Origin of the sequence: Butyrivibrio sp. TB, assembly GCF_900110805.1 — a bacterium.
GTDB classification, from domain to species: Bacteria; Bacillota; Clostridia; order Lachnospirales; family Lachnospiraceae; genus Butyrivibrio; species Butyrivibrio fibrisolvens_C.
Genome location: NZ_FOER01000026.1, coordinates 1 through 17,392 on the forward strand (window position 1 = coordinate 1; position 17,392 = coordinate 17,392).

The following is a 17,392-nucleotide window of genomic DNA, read 5'->3' on the forward strand; positions in this document are numbered from 1 at the left end:
AGACGATTGGTCCTGACAATGCTAGAAGTTTTTTAGTGTCTTGCCTTACAATAACCCAGTTGTCTAAGCGTTTGAGACTGCCTCTTATCTGGTTGTCTTTTTCTTCAAGCGTTTGCTTTATGAAATCTCTTTCGAGTCTGTTGAACTGAGCATGTACTCCTCTTTCAAACTCAGCCATCTCGAAAGGATTCTTTGCAAAAGATTCCTTAATTTTTACAAGTTTTTCTTCCACTTCTTCCCAAATTTGTTTTATACTGTCCATAAGGACACCTCCTGCATTTTTTGTTTTTGCCAACAAATATGTTAACACAGAAGGTTGTCCTTTTTTATTGTGTACAATTATTTTACCATTATCTATTAATCCTACAAAAACTTTACCCTAGCCAGTTGGACCCCGGGCAGAATGAAAAACTCCATCTATCATGCTCATGAAGTTAATAAAACGATTAAAAAGCATGGCAAGAATCTATATACTGTCCGTCTCTGCAAATCCTTTGGTGATACTGCTATATCCAAGTGCGAAGTCAGTAAAGGAATATATCAGGGGTATTTCTGTGTTAGAATAAATGGTGCAGTATACTCGAATGCTTTGTATAGGGGGACACGTTCCTCAGTGAAATCTTCGAGTATATTTCACTGATAAAGTTTTTAGACAAGATGAAGAGGTTTAAGGTGCAGATAGAATATATTAAAGATTTTGATGACGACAGATTGTCGGTATATAAGGATCTTAATGAGTCGCAGCTTCGCCATTATTATGAACCTGATGGCGGAGTTTTTATTGCGGAGAGTTTGAAAGTCATAGACAGGGCGTTTAGCTTTCCATGCGTACCGGAGTCTATCCTTGTGGAAGAGGAGAAATTAAGCCATCCGGAATATATGGAGCTTATAGAGCGCATTACTTCTTATAATGAGAGTCTTTCATCTGGTGATAGCAAGGTATCTGTATATGCCGTAGAGCATGACAAGCTATCAGCTATAACAGGATACAATCTTACAGGAGGTATCCTTTCAGCTATGAGAAGACCTTCTATGCCTGAGGTCACTGATCTTATCAGAGATACAAGAAGGATCGCAATCCTTGATACAGTTGTTAATCCTACTAATATAGGGGCCATATTCAGAAGTGCTGCAGCATTCAATATTGAAGCCATCCTTCTAACAAAGGGCTGCTGTGATCCTCTTTCAAGAAGAGCTATCAGAGTCAGCATGGGCAATGTGTTCCAGATCCCCTGGACTTATCTTGATTCTGACGAAGATGAATATAATGATGAAAGGCAGAGATCTGCAGGACTTGTAAAAAAGAACTTTGAGCTCCTTCACAAGCTTGGCTTCAAGACTGCTGCTATGGCTCTAAAGCCGGAGTCTGTAAGACTTGATGATGAGAGATTAAAGCAGGAAGACAAGCTTGCTATAATAATGGGCAATGAAGGCGACGGATTATCAGATGCAGCCATCAAGATGTCAGATTATAAAGTCATAATCCCCATGGCTCATGATGTGGATTCTCTAAACGTAGCCGCTGCAAGCGCTGTTGCCTTTTGGGAGCTCGCCAGACTGTAGAGTGGGATGCCAGAATCTTTTTATATCGACAATAGGACAGTTTTTTGGTATAACGTAATGTGCCCCAAAAAGTTTTGTAAGTATATAGGCAGGTGCTATGAATAAAGTTAATTATGCCAAAGAGCTGGAAAATTACATAAAAGAAAGGCAGAAGGAGGGAGTATATCCAAAGCTTCTTCTTCATGCCTGCTGCGCGCCGTGTTCATCATATTGCCTTGAGTATCTAAGAGAATATTTTGACATAACGCTCTTTTATTATAATCCCAATATAACTTCTGAAGCAGAGTACGTAAAGAGAGTGGAAGAGGAAAAGAGGCTGATAGAAGCCTACAACAGGCAGATAGATGACAATGACTTTGAAGGTATGAATTCAGATTCTAAGGCAAGAAAGATATCTTTCCTTGAAGGTGAATATGATCCTTCCAAGTGGCTTAGCGCGGTTAAGGGACTTGAAGACTGCCGTGAAGGGGGCGACAGGTGCATCAGGTGCTTTGAACTAAGACTTGATGAAACCGCCAGAATAGCTAAGGAGATGGGATTTGACGGTTTTACTACAACTCTTACCATAAGCCCTTTAAAAAATGCTGATAATTTAAACAAAGCAGGGAAGGAAGCTGCAGATAAGTACGGCACCGTTTTCCTTCCATCTGATTTTAAGAAAAAGAATGGATATAAGCGTTCTATAGAACTTTCTAAGATGTTTGGCTTATACAGGCAGGATTATTGCGGTTGTTCTTTTTCCAAAGCGCAAAGAGAGCGCGAGAAACAAATGCAAAAGGAGAATGAATAATGGCAAGGCATCTTGTAGCAGATCTATATGGCTGCACAGATATGATCGACGATCCTGAGGCGATAAAGGAGGCTGCGCACAAAGCAATAGATTTTGTAGGAGCTGAAATAGTAGAAGAGTGTATACATGAGTTTGAACCCATCGGAGTTACATATTTTGCCGTGATAACTACTTCACACTTTTCGGTTCATACATGGCCTGAATACGGGTATGCGGCAATAGATGTCTTCTCATGCTCGGATACTGTTACAGAAGGCATTACAGACAAGCTTAAGGAACTGTTTAAGGCCACGCAGATCAAGACTCAGATTATTGAAAGGAATATTAGTAGTTTATAGTTATATGAATATAAAAGTTGGTTCTATTTTAAAGATAAAAAATGTTGAAGCACATGTAATTGGATGGATAACTTATAAGAATACTTATGATGGCAATAAAACCTGGACAGAATACAGACTTATGACCAATAGAGGCGAAGTGTGGCTGTCTATGGATGATTTTTATTCAGAATACTCTGTTTCATGGCCGGCCAATGATGTTCGTGGAAGGATAAGTTCAAAGTGGCACGAGGTTGACAGAGGTCATCAGGTAGTTACCGGATGCTCAGGAGATGTAGACGTAGAAAGAGGCGATGAGGCTGATTTTATAGAGTATGAAGATATAACTGAAGTGAATACTTTGTCTGCAGAAATATGGGATGATGGAACAGAATATTCCAGGGGCGAATATATTGAGCTTAGTGATATTCAGATAACAGGATATAAAAAGCCTAAGTTTAATATATATAAACTGCTTGGCAGTCAAACTTTTTGGGCTTTTGCCTTTTTTATCTTTATATTATTGTTTGCCATTGCGGATTCATTACCGCCTTTGCCCAAATATATAGATAAATATCTTAAGAAAAGTCAAAGTTATGAGTATGTAACTTCGATAACAGGCAATGAAAAGCAAAAAGCAGATGTATATGAATATACAGGTGCAGGTAATACTAGTGTAAGCATCTCATATGGTTCATATAAATCCGGCGGATCATCTTCGTATTCTACAGACTATGTTGCCAAAGATATCATAGATGGTATTGAAGGTCAGACAGAATCAGTAACCCAGGAAGATGGTGTAAGCGATGCTCCTATTGCCATAGTTACTAAGTCAGAGTACTGCCTTATATATCATCCGGAAGATGATGCTGACAAGGTATATATCCAGATATCTAAAAGAAAGTATAACTATGCTTCGGACAACTCTCCATATAAAAGCTCGGAGAGTACCACAAGATGGTACAGGAGTCATTATTACAGTTCCAGTTATAGTTCGGATTCCAAGAAATACAGTCATACTCCGTCTGCCTATGAGTCCTATACCGGAGAGACTATTTATGACATAGGTGGCAGCTATTATGACAGCTACTCCTCTTCAGTAAGGCAGTCCAGTATCAATTCCAGAAGATCTTCCAGCGGAGGGGGCAAATAAGGAATTGTTGTTTTAGATATATTTTGTATTAGAGGTTATTTATGAGTAAGAAGTACAGACTACTGATGCTGACGACCCTGATCATATCAGGATGCTCTATGTGCTATGAGCTTATCATCAGCGCAGTAAGTTCTTATCTTTTGGGCAATAGTACACTGCAGTATTCAGTGACTATTGGCCTATATATGGCGGCGCTTGGATTTGGTTCATATATTTCCAAGTATTTTACCAAAAATCTTTTTAATGTATTTGTAACTATAGAGCTGGGAATAGGTGTTATCGGCGGTATCAGTTCACTGGTATTGTTTCTTGCTAATATATACATATCAGGCTATGCAGTTGTTATGTACCTTGAGATTATCATAATAGGAGCCTTTGCAGGTGCAGAGATTCCTGTTATGACCAGGATCATAGAGCAGGATGAGAACAATCTTAAGGTTACTCTTTCATCTATCTTTAGTTTTGACTATATTGGCGGACTTGTAGGAGCTGTGGCATTTCCTCTTATCCTGCTTCCTAAGCTGGGATATTTTGCCACATCTTTTTTGTGTGGATTTATGAATATAGTTGCAGCCCTTCTTATCATGTGGAAGTTTGGCAATAGGATAGAGAGGATCCGTGTCTATCGTATGCTTGCTATCATCCTGTCAGGTATTATGCTTCTTGGAATGATACTGGCTGATACGATATCTAATTCTGTAGAAAGCGGCCTGTATATGGACAGGGTTATCCTTATAGAGCAGACACCGTATCAGAAGATAGTCATGACCAAGCACAGGGATGATGTAAGGCTCTTTATAGATGGTAATTGTCAGTTCTCTACTGCTGATGAGTACCGTTATCATGAAGCTCTTGTACATATACCTATGAATGAAGTAGATACAAGGCAGAACATACTGATCCTGGGCGGAGGCGACGGACTTGCAGTCAGAGAAGTCCTTAAATATCCTGAAGTCAAGAAGATAGACCTTGTAGACCTGGATGCAGAGATGATCAGGATATGCAGCACTGACAAGAATATCACGGATATCAATGAGAACAGCCTTCTGTCTGATAAGCTTAATATCCTTAATATGGATGCTTATGAATATCTTGAGAACTGCAGTGAGAGATATGATGTTATCATAGTTGATCTTCCTGATCCTAATACGGAAGTTTTGAATAAACTCTATTCCAATATCTTCTATAGGATGTGCGGCGGGTGCCTGACTGACAGCGGCGTATTGGTAGTTCAGTCCACAAGCCCATATTATGCTACCAAAGCATTCTGGTGCATAAATAAAACAATTGAAAGCGAAGGCTTTAATGTCAAAGCTTATCATATAGAAGTTCCGGCTTTTGGAGACTGGGGATTCAATATGGCAAGCAAAAGAGAACTTTCAGAAGAAATCACTTTTGATGTTGAGACCAGATATCTTACAAGTGACAATGTGGCGTCATTATTTACTTTTGGCAAGGATGAAGTGAATCTTGATGTTGATATCAATCAGCTGACCAGGCCTGTTTTGATGGATTATTATAACAAGGCTGAGGAAGTCTGGGATTAGTGACCTGTATCCGTTTATCGGCGCATGTTTGGCAAGTGCGAAGTATGAGTAATATGACTCTTTGAAAATTGCGGATGAATATTTGATACGATAATATTTTAATATTGTTATATTTGGATAAATGAAATAATAACGTTTGACTAACATATATTTCTTTATTATTATACATTAAGAGATTTTGAAAGCTTAATTTCATATATATACAGATTTTAATAGTTTTTTATTGAAAGGACAAAGTTTTGGAAAAGATATTAGACCTTATTAGTAAAGAAGTATCTGATGCCTTTGAGGCAGCAGGATATGACAAAGCCCTTGGTAAGTGCGGCGTTTCTAACCGTCCTGATCTTTGTGAGTTTCAGTGCAATGGTGCTATGGCAGGTGCCAAGCAGTATCACAAGGCTCCATTTATGATCGCAGATGAAGTTGCAGCTAAGCTTTCAGGCAATGAGATGTTCGAGAAGGTAGATTCTGTAAAACCCGGATTTTTAAATCTTACACTTAGCCGTGAATTCGTTCGCTCTTATATAGTTAAGATGCTTCATGAGAAGAGATTTGGTGTTGATCTTCCTGGTCATGAGCCTACAATAGTCCTTGATTACGGCGGACCTAACGTAGCTAAGCCTCTTCATGTAGGACACCTTCGTAGTGCTGTAATCGGTGAGTCTTTAAAGAGAATCTTAAGATATACAGGCAATAAGGTAATTGGTGACGTTCATCTTGGTGACTGGGGTCTTCAGATGGGCCTTATTATCACAGAGCTTAAGCTTCAGAAGCCGGATCTTCCATACTTTGATGAGTCATATACAGGAAGCTATCCTAAGGAGCCGCCATTCACTCTTTCAGAGCTTGAGACTATCTACCCTCTTGCATCCGGTAAGTCCAAAGAGGATGAAGCTTATAAGGCAGCAGCTCTTGAAGCTACCAAGAAGCTTCAGGACGGAGACAGAGGATACCGTGCTCTTTGGCACCATATCCTTAATGTATCAGTATCTGACCTTAAGAAGAACTATAAGAACCTTAATGTTGATTTCGACCTGTGGTGGGGCGAATCCACTGTTCATGACATAATCCCTTCTATGGTAGATTATTTCAAGGACAACGGATATGCTCACGAAAGCCAGGGCGCACTTGTTATAGATGTTACAAGAGAAGATGATGCTAAGGAGCTTCCTCCTTGTATCGTACTTAAGAGTGATGGTGCAGCACTTTATGCTACAACAGACCTTGCTACTATAAAAAAGCGTATGGATGAGTATCATCCTGATGCTATCTATTATGTAGCTGATAAGCGTCAGACTCTTCATTTCACACAGGTATTCAGAAGTGCTCATATCTCTAAGCTTGTTATGCCTGAGACAGATCTTCAGTTCGTAGGCTTTGGTACTATGAACGGAAGCGATGGTAAGCCATTTAAGACTAGACAGGGCGGCGTAATGCGTCTTGAGAGTCTTATAAGCGAAATCGATGAGAAGATGTATAGCCGTATCAAGGAAGGCAATGCCGATATCAGCGATGAGGAAGCAAGGAAGACATCACATCAGGTAGCTCTTGCGGCACTTAAGTATGGTGATCTTTCTAACCAGCCTTCTAAAGATTATATCTTTGATATAGATAAGTTCACTTCATTTGAAGGAGATACAGGCCCATACCTTCTGTATACTATCGTTCGTATCAAGTCTATTCTTGCCAAGTACGAAGAGCAGTCAGGCAAGAAAGCCAAGGATGCACGCCTTGCAGTATCAGGATCTGATAATGAGAAGGCACTGTGCCTTGCACTTACAGGCTTTGCAGAAGCAGTAGAAAGCGCAGCCAAGGAGCTTATGCCTAATAGGATCTGTGCATATATCTATGGCCTTTCTAATACATTCAACAGCTTCTACCACGAGACAAGAATCCTTGCAGAAGAGGATGAAGCCAAGAAGGAGAGCTATATAGCACTTCTTTATAACACTCTCAGAATTATGGAGACTGGTATTGATCTTCTGGGATTTGATGCTCCTGAGAGAATGTAATTATATATGATGTAGTAGTCATTAAATATATCTGATACCTGCATCATAATATGAGATGTATTTTTGAACTTTATGTTCAGGAATGTATGAATTATAAGCAGGTTCTGCTGGGATTATCCACAGAACCTGCTTTAATGATAAGGGAACTTAAAAACTTTTGACTATGAAAGTGTGCAGCTTTTGAAAACTAATAATATAAGTAAGTCAAAGACCGATAATGGTCATATCTTTAGTAATCACGCTCTTTTGATGCTTATAATCCCTGTGATCGCAGAGCAGTTTCTGACATCTCTCATGGGTCTTGCAGATTCTATGATGGTCAGCAATGTTGATGACTATTCACTTGGAGCTGTTCAGCTTGTAGATTCTATCAATATACTTGTCAATCAGGCCTTTGCAGCTCTTGCTACAGGCGGCGTTGTCATATGTTCTAATTTTATAGGACAGAAAAATAAGGACAAGGCACAGGAAGCTGCAAGGCAGGTGTCATTGTCAGCACTTATACTGTCTGTAGCAATAACAATTATATGTCTATTGTTCAGGAACGGGATCCTGAATACGGTATTTGGTAAGGTTGAGGATGCGCTTATGGTCAAGGCGCAGGTGTACTTTTTCATCACCATATTGTCTTTTCCCGGGATTGCTTTGTATAACGCTGGATCAGCCATCTATAGGGCCCAGGGCAATACCAGAAGGCCTCTTCTTATATCTATCGTATGTAACTTTATCAATATTGCCGGCAATGCGGTATTCATCTATGTATTCGGACTGGGAGTCGCAGGAGCTGCGCTTTCTACTTTTATCTCAAGATGGCTGTCTGCAATTGTAGTTTTTGCCTATCTTCATAACAAGGATCAGATGATAAGCATAAGAGACTATAGAACTATCAGACCTCAGGGATACCTTATCAAAAGAGTTCTGGCCCTTGGAATCCCTAATGGAATAGAGAATTCTATGTTCCAGTTTGGTAAGCTTGTGATCCAGTCTACAGTCTCCACTATGGGTACCGTGGCTATTACAGCTCAGGCTATGACCAATATCATGGAGAATGTTAACGGAGTTGCAGCCTGTGGCGTAGGAATAGGTCTTATGACTGTTGTGGGACAGAGTCTTGGCGCCGGAAGAAAAGATGAAGCAAGATATTATGTTAAGAAGATGGCGGTATGGGCTGAGATTGCTATTATATTAAGTTGCCTGTTTATATTTGCGCTTAGAGGACCTATCACGAGTCTTGGTGGCATGAATTATGAAAGTGCCAAGCTTTGCATGTATATGTGCGGCCTTATAACAATTGTAAAGCCGCTGTTCTGGGTTCCTGCCTTCCTGCCGGCTTATGGTATGAGGGCAGCAGGAGATGTGCGATTTTCTATGATATTGTCTGTAATAAGCATGTGGACGGTCAGAGTCGGTGTTACTATAGCACTGGTACATGTATTTGGATTCGTATCACCTGTTGCTGTATGGTGCGGAATGTTCTCTGACTGGTTTGTAAGAGGAGTATTTTTTACTATAAGATTTATGAGTGGCAAGTGGCTTGATCATAGAGTGGCATGATGTGTGCAAATATCTGTATGCTTAAGTGAAAATGATCCTTAGTCATATGATGCGTCTTTAAAAGCGGAATAAATGCAGTAAAATAGCGCCCGGAAGGCTCCTTTAAGGAAGAGTCTCCGGGCGTGCTGTTATCGTAAAAACGGAGTAAAATAAACCTTAAAAAATTTTATAATTTTTTTGAAAAAATGTGTTGACATTAAACTTGATTCGAGGTATATTATACGAGTCGGTTGTGAGCGACACCGCTTCACACCACTGATAAATACTGACATGGCGAGATAGCTCAGTTGGCTAGAGCACGCGGTTCATACCCGCGGTGTCGAGGGTTCGAATCCCCCTCTCGCTACTAATAAAACCCCAGACTTTTGAGTCTGGGGTTTTTGCATACAAGAAGTAAATTAAATCAGAAACTATCATGGTGGAGAGGGGGCTCTAGTCATGAAAATGGAATACCCAAAATCGATTGGGATTTTGGGTACCTTCATTTCTGGTGTGGAATTGATCCATTTAAGATGGCTCGTACATTGAATAATACATCTGGATCAGGGGGCAAGATTTTGGATGGTAAAGATATATTCGAACAGTGTGAAAAATATCTGAAAGAAGATGGTTATTTGTATAAATATAAGAACCAGTATTATTTTGATTGGGCCTAGCTGAGTCTAAAAAAAGAGTCTTTACAGCAAAATAAAAAGGTTGATTTTAGAGAGTTACGATAAGAAGTTGAAAAGGAGAATAAATAACATGGATTCAAATATAAATATGCCGCTTGAAACAGATGTTGAATGTACCTATGAAACAATTAAGGAAGTATCAAGAACACATCTAAAAAGTGATAAAAAAAGAATGATGCAATTATATAGACTTGATGCACTAATAATTTTCTTTAGTTTGCTTTTGCTTATGATAGGAGGAGACAAAAAATTCGCAATTACCTTTCTTATAATTGGTGTGATATGGTTACCGATATTCTTTTTGATTAGATCATCCCTTATAAAGAAATCATATAAAACAAATATTGCATTACAGGATGCTACCATACATTATACTTTTTACGATGAGAACTTTGAGATTTCTACTCCTTCAACATTAAGTAAAATGAATTATGAAGCAATCTATTCAACAATAGAAGATGACAAATATATTTTGCTTCTGCCATCATCTAAACAGTATTTTGCGATTGATAAGAGAAACTGTAGCGAAGAACTTATCAATTTTCTTCACATAAAGATGGAAGAAATCAACGCCAGAAATTCAAAGAAATAATTATTCTACAGATATATTTGAAGATTGATTTAAATTAAGGTCAAAAATTTTAACTTTCCTATATCCTAATCCCCACAAATAGAATATAATTTAATCTTGCAAAAGCAGTTTGTTACAGGTCATTACCACAAATGACCTGTTCTATTTGTGGGAGGATATATGGCTAAAAAGAGCAATGCAAAGATTGAGGCTAATACAGGGAAACAGACTTATTCATCAAGGGAGCTGATCGGTAGATTTCTTCCGTATATCAAAAAGTATCGCGGACTATTATTTCTGGATCTTTTGTTTGCATCACTTACTACTCTGTGCGATATTGTCCTTCCTATGATCATGAGAAGGCTTACCAATTCTGCCCTTGGTAATACACAGCCGCTTACGGTAGCTATTTTACTAAAGCTTGTCGTTTTGTATGTTCTATTAAGACTCGTGGATGCCGGAGCTAACTTCTTCATGCAGTCCCAGGGTCATATCATGGGCGTGTATATCGAAACTGATATGAGACGTGATGCTTTCGAGCATCTTCAGAGGCTTTCTGCCACTTATTATTCCAATCACAAGATAGGCCAGATCATGGGCCGTATAACTAATGACCTTTTTGATGTTACTGAGTTCGCTCATCACTGTCCGGAAGAGTTCTTCATAGCGGGCATCAAGATGGTTGTATCATTTATAATCCTGTCAGGATCATCACTTTCTCTGACACTTATGATCTTCGCCTGCCTACCGGTTATGTTCGTTGTATCTGTGAAAATAAATCACTGGCTTCGTCAGACACAGAAGGCTCAAAGAGTGCAGGTAGGAGAACTTAATGCAGCGATCGAAGAAAGCCTTCTTGGAGAGCGCATAGTCAAGGCTTTTACCGGTGAGGACGAGGAAAAGAGGAAATTCGAAGAAGGTAATATAAAGTTCCAGACTATCAAGAAGAGATTCTACTACGCTATGGCAACCTTTGGTACATCCACAAGGCTGTTTGATGGTCTTATGTATACAGTAGTGATACTAGGAGGAGGTCTTTTCCTGATCCATGATCTGATAAGCGCAGGCGATCTGGTTGCATATATTCTATATGTATCAACGCTTATTGCCACCATCAGAAGGATAGTGGAGTTTGCAGAGCAGTTCCAGCGCGGAATGACAGGTATCGAGCGTTTTATAGAGATAATGGATACACCTATAGATATTAAGGATTCGGCAGATGCAGTAGATATCCATGTCGCAGATGGCGGCATAAGTTTTAACAATGTTAATTTTGAATATCCGGATGATCACAACAAGGTTCTTCATGATTTCAATCTTAATGTAAGTCCTGGAGAGAATCTTGCTATTGTAGGCTCTTCAGGAGGCGGCAAGACTACTATCTGTAACCTTATTCCAAGGTTCTATGATGTCACTAAAGGCCATATAGATATTGATGGTCAGGATATCAGTAAAGTGACTCTGAAAAGCCTTAGACAGTCAATTGGAATAGTTCAGCAGGATGTTTATTTATTTAGCGGTACTATTCGTGATAATATAGCATATGGAAGACCGGGGGCCAGTGATAGAGAGATTGAGGAAGCTGCTGTGATGGCAGGAGCCAATGAGTTTATTGACAGACTTCCTAATGGCATGGATACTTATATAGGCGAACGAGGCGTTAAGCTTTCGGGAGGTCAGAAGCAGAGAATATCAATTGCCAGAGTATTTCTCAAAAATCCTAAGATACTGATACTTGATGAAGCAACTTCTGCACTTGATAATGAGAGTGAGCTTTATGTAACGCATAGCCTTGAAAAGCTTGCTAAGGGCAGAACTACCATAACCATAGCGCACAGACTTACAACTGTTCAAAATGCTGACAGGATCATAGTCCTTGGTAAAGAGGGAATCATGGAAGAAGGAACCCACGAGTCTCTATTGGCTAAAGAAGGAACATATTATAAGTTGTGGAATCGTATGGCGCAGCTTGATTAATGCATCATAAGGCGTCCAAAGGAACTCTTGACACCTATCTCATAAAATAAGAAATATAAAGGGAAAATAATGAAAAAGCTAAACGATGATAATAAGCTTGCTGAAGATATAAAGAATCTGGAGAAAGAAACAGAAGATTTGGATACTATGGATACTAATATTATGGATAATAATATGTTAGCTAATAATACGATGAACACTAATATGTCAGATACTAATATATCTGGTGAAAGAATATCAGATACTAAGAAAAATACAGATACCAGATCAAAGGTAGCTGATTCCAAAAATGATGATGATATTTTACGAAAGAACCCTGTAGATATGATCAAGGAGTTTATAGTGATAACCCTTGCAACAGTTATTATCGCTGCTGCGGTATTTTTCTTCCTGATACCAAGCCATACAGCAGTTAACAGCGTATCCGGACTTTCTATAGTACTATCCAATCTGATTCCATTTTCAATAGCTCAGATTACTCTTTGTTTAAATATCATTCTTTTGATAATAGGTTTTCTTACCTGTGGTCATGAGTTTGGCATAAAGACAGTATATACCTCGATACTGCTTCCTGTACTTCTTGGGGTATTTGAAAAGGTATTTCCTGATAACCAGTCACTTACAGGAGATATGGCCCTTGACGTACTATCATACATATTTACTGTTAGTATAGGTATCAGTATCCTCTTTTCCTTAAATGCATCATCAGGAGGAACTGACATTCTTGCAATGATCCTCAATAAATACCTTCATATGGAACTTGGCAGGGCAGCTACGATAGTAGGCGTTACAATAGCATTCTCTGCAGCACTATGTTATGATTCCAAGACTGTCATCCTAAGTATCCTTGGAAGCTATTTCAACGGAGTGATACTGGATGAATTCATATTCAACCGCAATCGTAAAAGGCGTGTGTGCATCACTTCACCAAAAGAAGCTGAGATCAGGAAATTTATAATTGAGAATCTCCACAGTGGCGCAACTATCTACGAAGCCTACGGCGCATACAGAATGCAGAAGCACAATGAGATAATCGTTATAGTTGATAAAAGAGAATACCAGCAGCTTATGAACTACATGCAGAAAGTCGATCCTCAAGCCTTTATGACAATCTATGATGTCAACGAGGTTAGATACCGCTCTAAGTCTCTTTCTGAAAGAATATTCTAATTACTAAAATACCCACTTGGATGTTGGTTTATCCAGGTGGTTTTTTGATTAATTCAAACTTCGCACTTGGATGGTGCAGTTGCTAAAAAAAATCCGGCCGTTTGGGGAAAACGGCCGGTGTAGTGGGGTATTACAATACGGATATCATGCAGTTTCCTGCATAGGGTTAATGGCTGGATTAAGTTCGAAGTTTTCAAGCTTCGAAGCATTGTTAACAGATTCCTGGCCTGACTTTGCATTGGCCATAGCTACTTCATTGCGAACAGGATCGTTGTCTGTCTGCTGTGGGGATAGCTGCTTAACGGTTCCTTCCGGGAAAGTTTTGGTTGAAGGATCCTGAGAACTTGACTGGTCTTTGGACGCGTCGGATTCACTGGACTGTGCAACCATCTGACTCTTCTGGTAAGCATCCTTGCCTTCCTGACTTAAAGAAACAACGGCATCGGCCTCCTTGGAAGCGACATCCTGTTTTTCCTGAAGTTTGGTCTGCTGGCTTTGTGCTTGCTGGACTTTGTCATCTCTAAGAGCCTTCTGATAGGACTGAATCGCTGTTGACAGATCAGCATTGTTCATAGTTACTGATGATACTTGCATATGAACTCCTTTCCGGAGCGGATATCCATATTCTTGAAAGGCTCCTTGAAAAGCATGAAAGGAATCAAAAAGGCTTCCTTGCGAATTTGAATTCCCGGTTATCTAAATCTAAGTCAATACTTATGTAAGATTTCTTGCAAAAACATATTATAAGGTAGTCTTATATTATCATAAAAACGTCAAAAAATAAAGCTTTTTTACAAAAAAATATAAAAATATGATTATTAGATGATAAACAAACTTTCTGATGCTGCTGTATCTTCCGTGTACTGATTTGTTTTATAATGGTATTGGCAGATAACAATCTAACGCTGATATTGCCTTGGAGGTGTATATGAGTATAGTTGGTGGCATTATGGTTCCTCATCCTCCGCTTATTATTCCAGATGTGGGAAGGGGCGGTGAGAGTGTTATCAGTAAGACTACGGCTGCTTATAAGGAGGCTGCTGATTTTGTGGCATCTCTTAAGCCTGAGACGATCGTGCTTTCGTCTCCTCACAGCGTTATGTATTCTGATTATCTTCATATCTCACCCGGATATGAGGCTTCAGGAGACATGGGAAGATTTGGTGCACCTAATGTCAAGATAAGTGTTTTGTATGATGCTGAGCTTAGCTCTAAGATATGTGAACTTTCTGAAGATGAGGACATTCCTGCAGGTTACATGGGCCAGAGGGATAAGTCTCTTGATCATGGAACGATCGTTCCGCTTTATTTCATAATGCAGAAATATACTGATTTTAAGCTGGTGCGTCTTGGGATATCCGGGATTTCTTTTGCTGACCATTATAAGTTTGGTAAGCTTGTTCAGAAAGCCAGTGATGAACTTGGAAGGCGGGTATTATATGTTGCAAGCGGAGACCTGTCCCACAAACTCAAAGATGACGGGCCTTACGGCTTTGATGCAAGCGGCCCTGTTTATGATGAAAAGATCATGGACTGCATGGGAAGGGGAGCTTTTGGAGAGCTACTTTCTTTTGATCCCTATCTGTGTGATAAGGCGGCTGAGTGCGGCCACAGATCTTTTGTCATAATGGGAGGAGCATTAGACGGTCTCAAAGTTAAGACTCATAAGCTGTCACATGAGGATGTAACGGGAGTTGGATACGGAATCTGCACTTACAAGGTAATAGGTGATGATGACGATGCCAGATATCTTGATAAGTATCTGGAAGCTGAAAAGAAGACTCTTTTGGAGAAAAAAGCTATGGAAGATCCTTATGTAAAACTTGCAAGAAAGACTATTGAGACCTATATAAAAGATGGATACGTGATAGATGTGCCTGATGATCTTCCACCCAAGATGTATGAACAAAGTGCAGGAACTTTCGTATCTCTTCATATAAGGGGCGGTCTTAGAGGGTGTATTGGAACTATAGCTGCCACCTGTGACTGCGTGGCTAGGGAGATCATTCAAAATGCCATATCTGCAGCAACCAAAGATCCGAGGTTTGAGCCTGTTACGCAGGATGAGCTTGATAAGCTTGAATACAGCGTTGACGTACTTGGAGAAGCTCAGGATATAGATTCTAAAGCTATGCTTGATGTAAAAAGATACGGAGTGATAGTTACAAATGGCTATAGGAGAGGACTTCTTCTTCCTGACCTTGACGGAGTTGACAATGTCGATGATCAGATAGCTATTGCTAAGCGTAAGGCAGGAATCGGAGAATATGAGAAGGTGGATCTTCAAAGATTTGAAGTCATAAGACATCATTGATAGTAAATTATCGTTTTAAAGCGCGGTATGACCACTGATTTTATAAAGCTAGGCCCCATAATGGGTGGTGCTGCACTTGGGGGATGGTAAGATCAGGCGAGTTATATGTAAGAAGAGCCAGATGAGCCGGCGCAATGTTTATGAGGTTTGGTATGGATGTTAACTGTGATGTATGTTTTCATAAATGCAGGCTTTCGGAAGGTCAGACTGGCTTTTGCAGAGCCAGGAAGAACGAAGGAGGCCGGATAAAGTGCATAAATTATGGGGTGCTTACATCGATAGCGCTTGATCCTATTGAGAAAAAGCCTCTTGCAAGATTTCATCCAGGGTCTCTTATTCTATCTGTTGGAAGCTTTGGATGTAATCTAAGGTGTCCTTTTTGCCAAAATTATGAGATCGCTCAGGCAGGGATGGACTCTGATAACAGGGTGATGGCTGGGAGCATATCTATATCAAAAAGAGAGCTTGATACGAAGATACTAATGCCGGATAAGCTGTGCGAACTTGCTGAGTATTACGTTCCAAGAGGAAATATCGGTCTTGCTTATACCTACAACGAGCCGCTTACTTTCTGGGAGTATATTGTAGATACGGGCAGGCTTGTACATCAAAAGGATATGGTCAATGTTCTTGTTAGTAACGGCCATGCGGATATACATATTTTGGAAAAAGTCCTTCCTTATATCGATGCTATGAATATTGACCTTAAATCTTTTTCCAAAGAGATATATAAAGGGAAACTTGGCGGAGACCTTGAACAGGTGATGGATTTTATAAAAAGAGCTGCAGCCGATACCCATCTTGAGATTACAACTCTGATAGTCCCCAGGATAAGTGATAGTCTTGAAGATATAGAGAAAATGGGCAGATGGATCGCTTCGATCAAGTCTAAGGACGATATCGTGTGGCATATCACAAGATTTTTTCCAAGGTACAAGATGGAGAGCGAAGTTCCTACGGATATAGATCTTGTCTATAAGTGCGCAGAGGTTGGAAGAAGATATGTAAAGTATGTTTATACCGGCAATTGCTGATGATATTAACAGAAGAGCTTCAAAGCATTATTTTTGTAAAAAGGTAATGTTTTGGGGCTTTTCTTACGATAAAAGTAATGTACGGTTCTATGTACGTTTATTAAGGTCGCAGGTTATGGGCCGGGAAGCTTTGCTTGTTTTGGATTCTAGGAGATAAGCGGCTATCTGTATCGGCTTGGTTTTCTTGGTAAGTGAATGAAAGGAGTCTCCATGGAAGGTGTAAGTGTTCAGGATATGCTCGGAAAAGATTTGTCGGAAGCTAGTGTTGATGATCTTCTTGCTGCAATGAAAGAGAACGAGGGCGGCGAAGCAGTTGCAGAGGCAGCCGATGATATTGCTCAGGCTCAGGCCGCGGTGGAAGCTGCGATGGCTCTTGATAATATACCTTTGGATCATCCTATTCCTGATATGCCGGTGGCAGAAGCACCGGCAGTGGATGCTGCACCTGTAGTAGAAGAGATTGTAGCTCCGACGGTAGAAGAAGCTGTGGCAGCACCTCCTGTAGAAGAAATGGTAGTGCCACCAGTAGAAGAGGCAGCGGCAATGCCGGAGATGCCGGTTATGGAAGAAGCGCCGGCAGCAGATGCAGCACCTGCAGTTGAAGAAATGGCAGCACCTCCGGTAGAAGAAGCAGTTGCACCACCAGTAGAAGAGGCAGCAATGCCAGAAATGCCGGTAATGGAAGAAGCACCTGCAGTTGATGTAGCGCCACCAGT

At 40.1% G+C, this 17,392-nt stretch carries 15 protein-coding genes, 1 tRNA gene and 1 pseudogene; 15 read left to right on the top strand and 2 right to left on the bottom strand.

The window, feature by feature from the left end; translation table 11 throughout:
* Nucleotides 1-262, bottom strand: a pseudogene (locus BMX21_RS15475) (UPF0236 family protein); the annotation flags it as partial.
* 395 nt (nucleotides 263-657) lie between these two features.
* Between BMX21_RS15475 and BMX21_RS15480 the strand changes: the two are divergent.
* The 12 genes from BMX21_RS15480 (at nucleotide 658) to BMX21_RS15535 (ending at nucleotide 13,328) form a co-directional block, all read left to right on the top strand.
* A complete protein-coding gene (locus BMX21_RS15480) occupies nucleotides 658-1,563 on the top strand; it encodes a TrmH family RNA methyltransferase (protein ID WP_092045728.1) in 906 nt (301 codons plus the stop codon).
* 97 nt (nucleotides 1,564-1,660) lie between these two features.
* The gene (locus BMX21_RS15485; RefSeq protein WP_092045730.1) at nucleotides 1,661-2,353 is read left to right on the top strand and encodes an epoxyqueuosine reductase QueH; all 693 of its coding nucleotides are present in this window, start codon (nucleotides 1,661-1,663) and stop codon (nucleotides 2,351-2,353) included.
* The gene (gene speD, locus BMX21_RS15490; RefSeq protein ID WP_022753501.1) at nucleotides 2,353-2,691 is read left to right on the top strand and encodes an adenosylmethionine decarboxylase; all 339 of its coding nucleotides are present in this window, start codon (nucleotides 2,353-2,355) and stop codon (nucleotides 2,689-2,691) included. The genes BMX21_RS15485 and speD overlap by 1 nt, the downstream gene beginning before the upstream one ends.
* Before the next feature lie 4 nt (nucleotides 2,692-2,695).
* On the top strand, nucleotides 2,696-3,823 hold the full coding sequence (locus BMX21_RS15495) for a DUF4178 domain-containing protein (protein ID WP_177174068.1): 1,128 nt from the start codon (nucleotides 2,696-2,698) through the stop codon (nucleotides 3,821-3,823).
* A gap of 41 nt (nucleotides 3,824-3,864) precedes the next feature.
* The gene (locus BMX21_RS15500) at nucleotides 3,865-5,370 is read left to right on the top strand and encodes a polyamine aminopropyltransferase (protein ID WP_092045734.1); all 1,506 of its coding nucleotides are present in this window, start codon (nucleotides 3,865-3,867) and stop codon (nucleotides 5,368-5,370) included.
* 239 nt (nucleotides 5,371-5,609) lie between these two features.
* The gene (gene argS / locus BMX21_RS15505) at nucleotides 5,610-7,382 is read left to right on the top strand and encodes an arginine--tRNA ligase (RefSeq protein ID WP_022753504.1); all 1,773 of its coding nucleotides are present in this window, start codon (nucleotides 5,610-5,612) and stop codon (nucleotides 7,380-7,382) included.
* Between the two features lie 249 nt (nucleotides 7,383-7,631).
* Nucleotides 7,632-8,936, top strand: a complete 1,305-nt coding sequence (locus tag BMX21_RS15510; protein ID WP_092045792.1) for an MATE family efflux transporter — start codon at nucleotides 7,632-7,634, stop codon at nucleotides 8,934-8,936.
* Nucleotides 8,937-9,208: 272 nt separating this feature from the next.
* A tRNA-Met gene (locus BMX21_RS15515) sits at nucleotides 9,209-9,282 on the top strand.
* Between the two features lie 34 nt (nucleotides 9,283-9,316).
* Complete coding sequence (locus BMX21_RS20215) at nucleotides 9,317-9,592, top strand: DUF6896 domain-containing protein (protein WP_092045736.1); 276 nt, start codon at nucleotides 9,317-9,319, stop codon at nucleotides 9,590-9,592.
* 88 nt (nucleotides 9,593-9,680) lie between these two features.
* Nucleotides 9,681-10,202, top strand: a complete 522-nt coding sequence (locus BMX21_RS15525) for a YcxB family protein (RefSeq protein WP_092045738.1) — start codon at nucleotides 9,681-9,683, stop codon at nucleotides 10,200-10,202.
* Between the two features lie 159 nt (nucleotides 10,203-10,361).
* On the top strand, nucleotides 10,362-12,158 hold the full coding sequence (locus BMX21_RS15530) for an ABC transporter ATP-binding protein (RefSeq protein WP_092045739.1): 1,797 nt from the start codon (nucleotides 10,362-10,364) through the stop codon (nucleotides 12,156-12,158).
* 324 nt (nucleotides 12,159-12,482) lie between these two features.
* Nucleotides 12,483-13,328 carry a YitT family protein gene (locus BMX21_RS15535; protein WP_034453657.1) on the top strand — a complete coding sequence of 282 codons (846 nt, stop codon included), beginning with the start codon at nucleotides 12,483-12,485 and terminating at the stop codon, nucleotides 13,326-13,328.
* Nucleotides 13,329-13,472: 144 nt separating this feature from the next.
* Here BMX21_RS15535 and BMX21_RS15540 read toward each other — a convergent pair whose 3' ends face one another.
* Nucleotides 13,473-13,922 carry a hypothetical protein gene (locus tag BMX21_RS15540; protein ID WP_022756042.1) on the bottom strand — a complete coding sequence of 150 codons (450 nt, stop codon included), beginning with the start codon at nucleotides 13,920-13,922 and terminating at the stop codon, nucleotides 13,473-13,475.
* Between the two features lie 334 nt (nucleotides 13,923-14,256).
* Here BMX21_RS15540 and amrA point away from each other — a divergent pair, with 334 nt between their 5' ends.
* The 3 genes from amrA to BMX21_RS19440 form a co-directional block, all read left to right on the top strand.
* Nucleotides 14,257-15,642 carry an AmmeMemoRadiSam system protein A gene (amrA, locus tag BMX21_RS15545; RefSeq protein ID WP_092045741.1) on the top strand — a complete coding sequence of 462 codons (1,386 nt, stop codon included), beginning with the start codon at nucleotides 14,257-14,259 and terminating at the stop codon, nucleotides 15,640-15,642.
* Between the two features lie 152 nt (nucleotides 15,643-15,794).
* Nucleotides 15,795-16,676, top strand: coding sequence for a radical SAM protein (locus BMX21_RS15550; RefSeq protein WP_092045743.1), 882 nt, complete (start codon nucleotides 15,795-15,797; stop codon nucleotides 16,674-16,676).
* 210 nt (nucleotides 16,677-16,886) lie between these two features.
* On the top strand, nucleotides 16,887-17,392 hold a 506-nt coding region (locus BMX21_RS19440; RefSeq protein ID WP_207647650.1), incomplete at its 3' end, for a hypothetical protein.

Coding starts and splice junctions, on each gene's coding strand:
- BMX21_RS15480 (WP_092045728.1), top strand. CDS start 658: ATGAAGAGGTTTAAGGTGCAGATAGAATATATTAAAGATTTTGATGAC.
- BMX21_RS15485 (WP_092045730.1), top strand. CDS start 1,661: ATGAATAAAGTTAATTATGCCAAAGAGCTGGAAAATTACATAAAAGAA.
- speD (WP_022753501.1), top strand. CDS start 2,353: ATGGCAAGGCATCTTGTAGCAGATCTATATGGCTGCACAGATATGATC.
- BMX21_RS15495 (WP_177174068.1), top strand. CDS start 2,696: ATGAATATAAAAGTTGGTTCTATTTTAAAGATAAAAAATGTTGAAGCA.
- BMX21_RS15500 (WP_092045734.1), top strand. CDS start 3,865: ATGAGTAAGAAGTACAGACTACTGATGCTGACGACCCTGATCATATCA.
- BMX21_RS15510 (WP_092045792.1), top strand. CDS start 7,632: ATGCTTATAATCCCTGTGATCGCAGAGCAGTTTCTGACATCTCTCATG.
- BMX21_RS15525 (WP_092045738.1), top strand. CDS start 9,681: ATGGATTCAAATATAAATATGCCGCTTGAAACAGATGTTGAATGTACC.
- BMX21_RS15530 (WP_092045739.1), top strand. CDS start 10,362: ATGGCTAAAAAGAGCAATGCAAAGATTGAGGCTAATACAGGGAAACAG.
- BMX21_RS15535 (WP_034453657.1), top strand. CDS start 12,483: ATGATCAAGGAGTTTATAGTGATAACCCTTGCAACAGTTATTATCGCT.
- BMX21_RS15540 (WP_022756042.1), bottom strand. CDS start 13,922: ATGCAAGTATCATCAGTAACTATGAACAATGCTGATCTGTCAACAGCG.
- amrA (WP_092045741.1), top strand. CDS start 14,257: ATGAGTATAGTTGGTGGCATTATGGTTCCTCATCCTCCGCTTATTATT.
- BMX21_RS15550 (WP_092045743.1), top strand. CDS start 15,795: ATGGATGTTAACTGTGATGTATGTTTTCATAAATGCAGGCTTTCGGAA.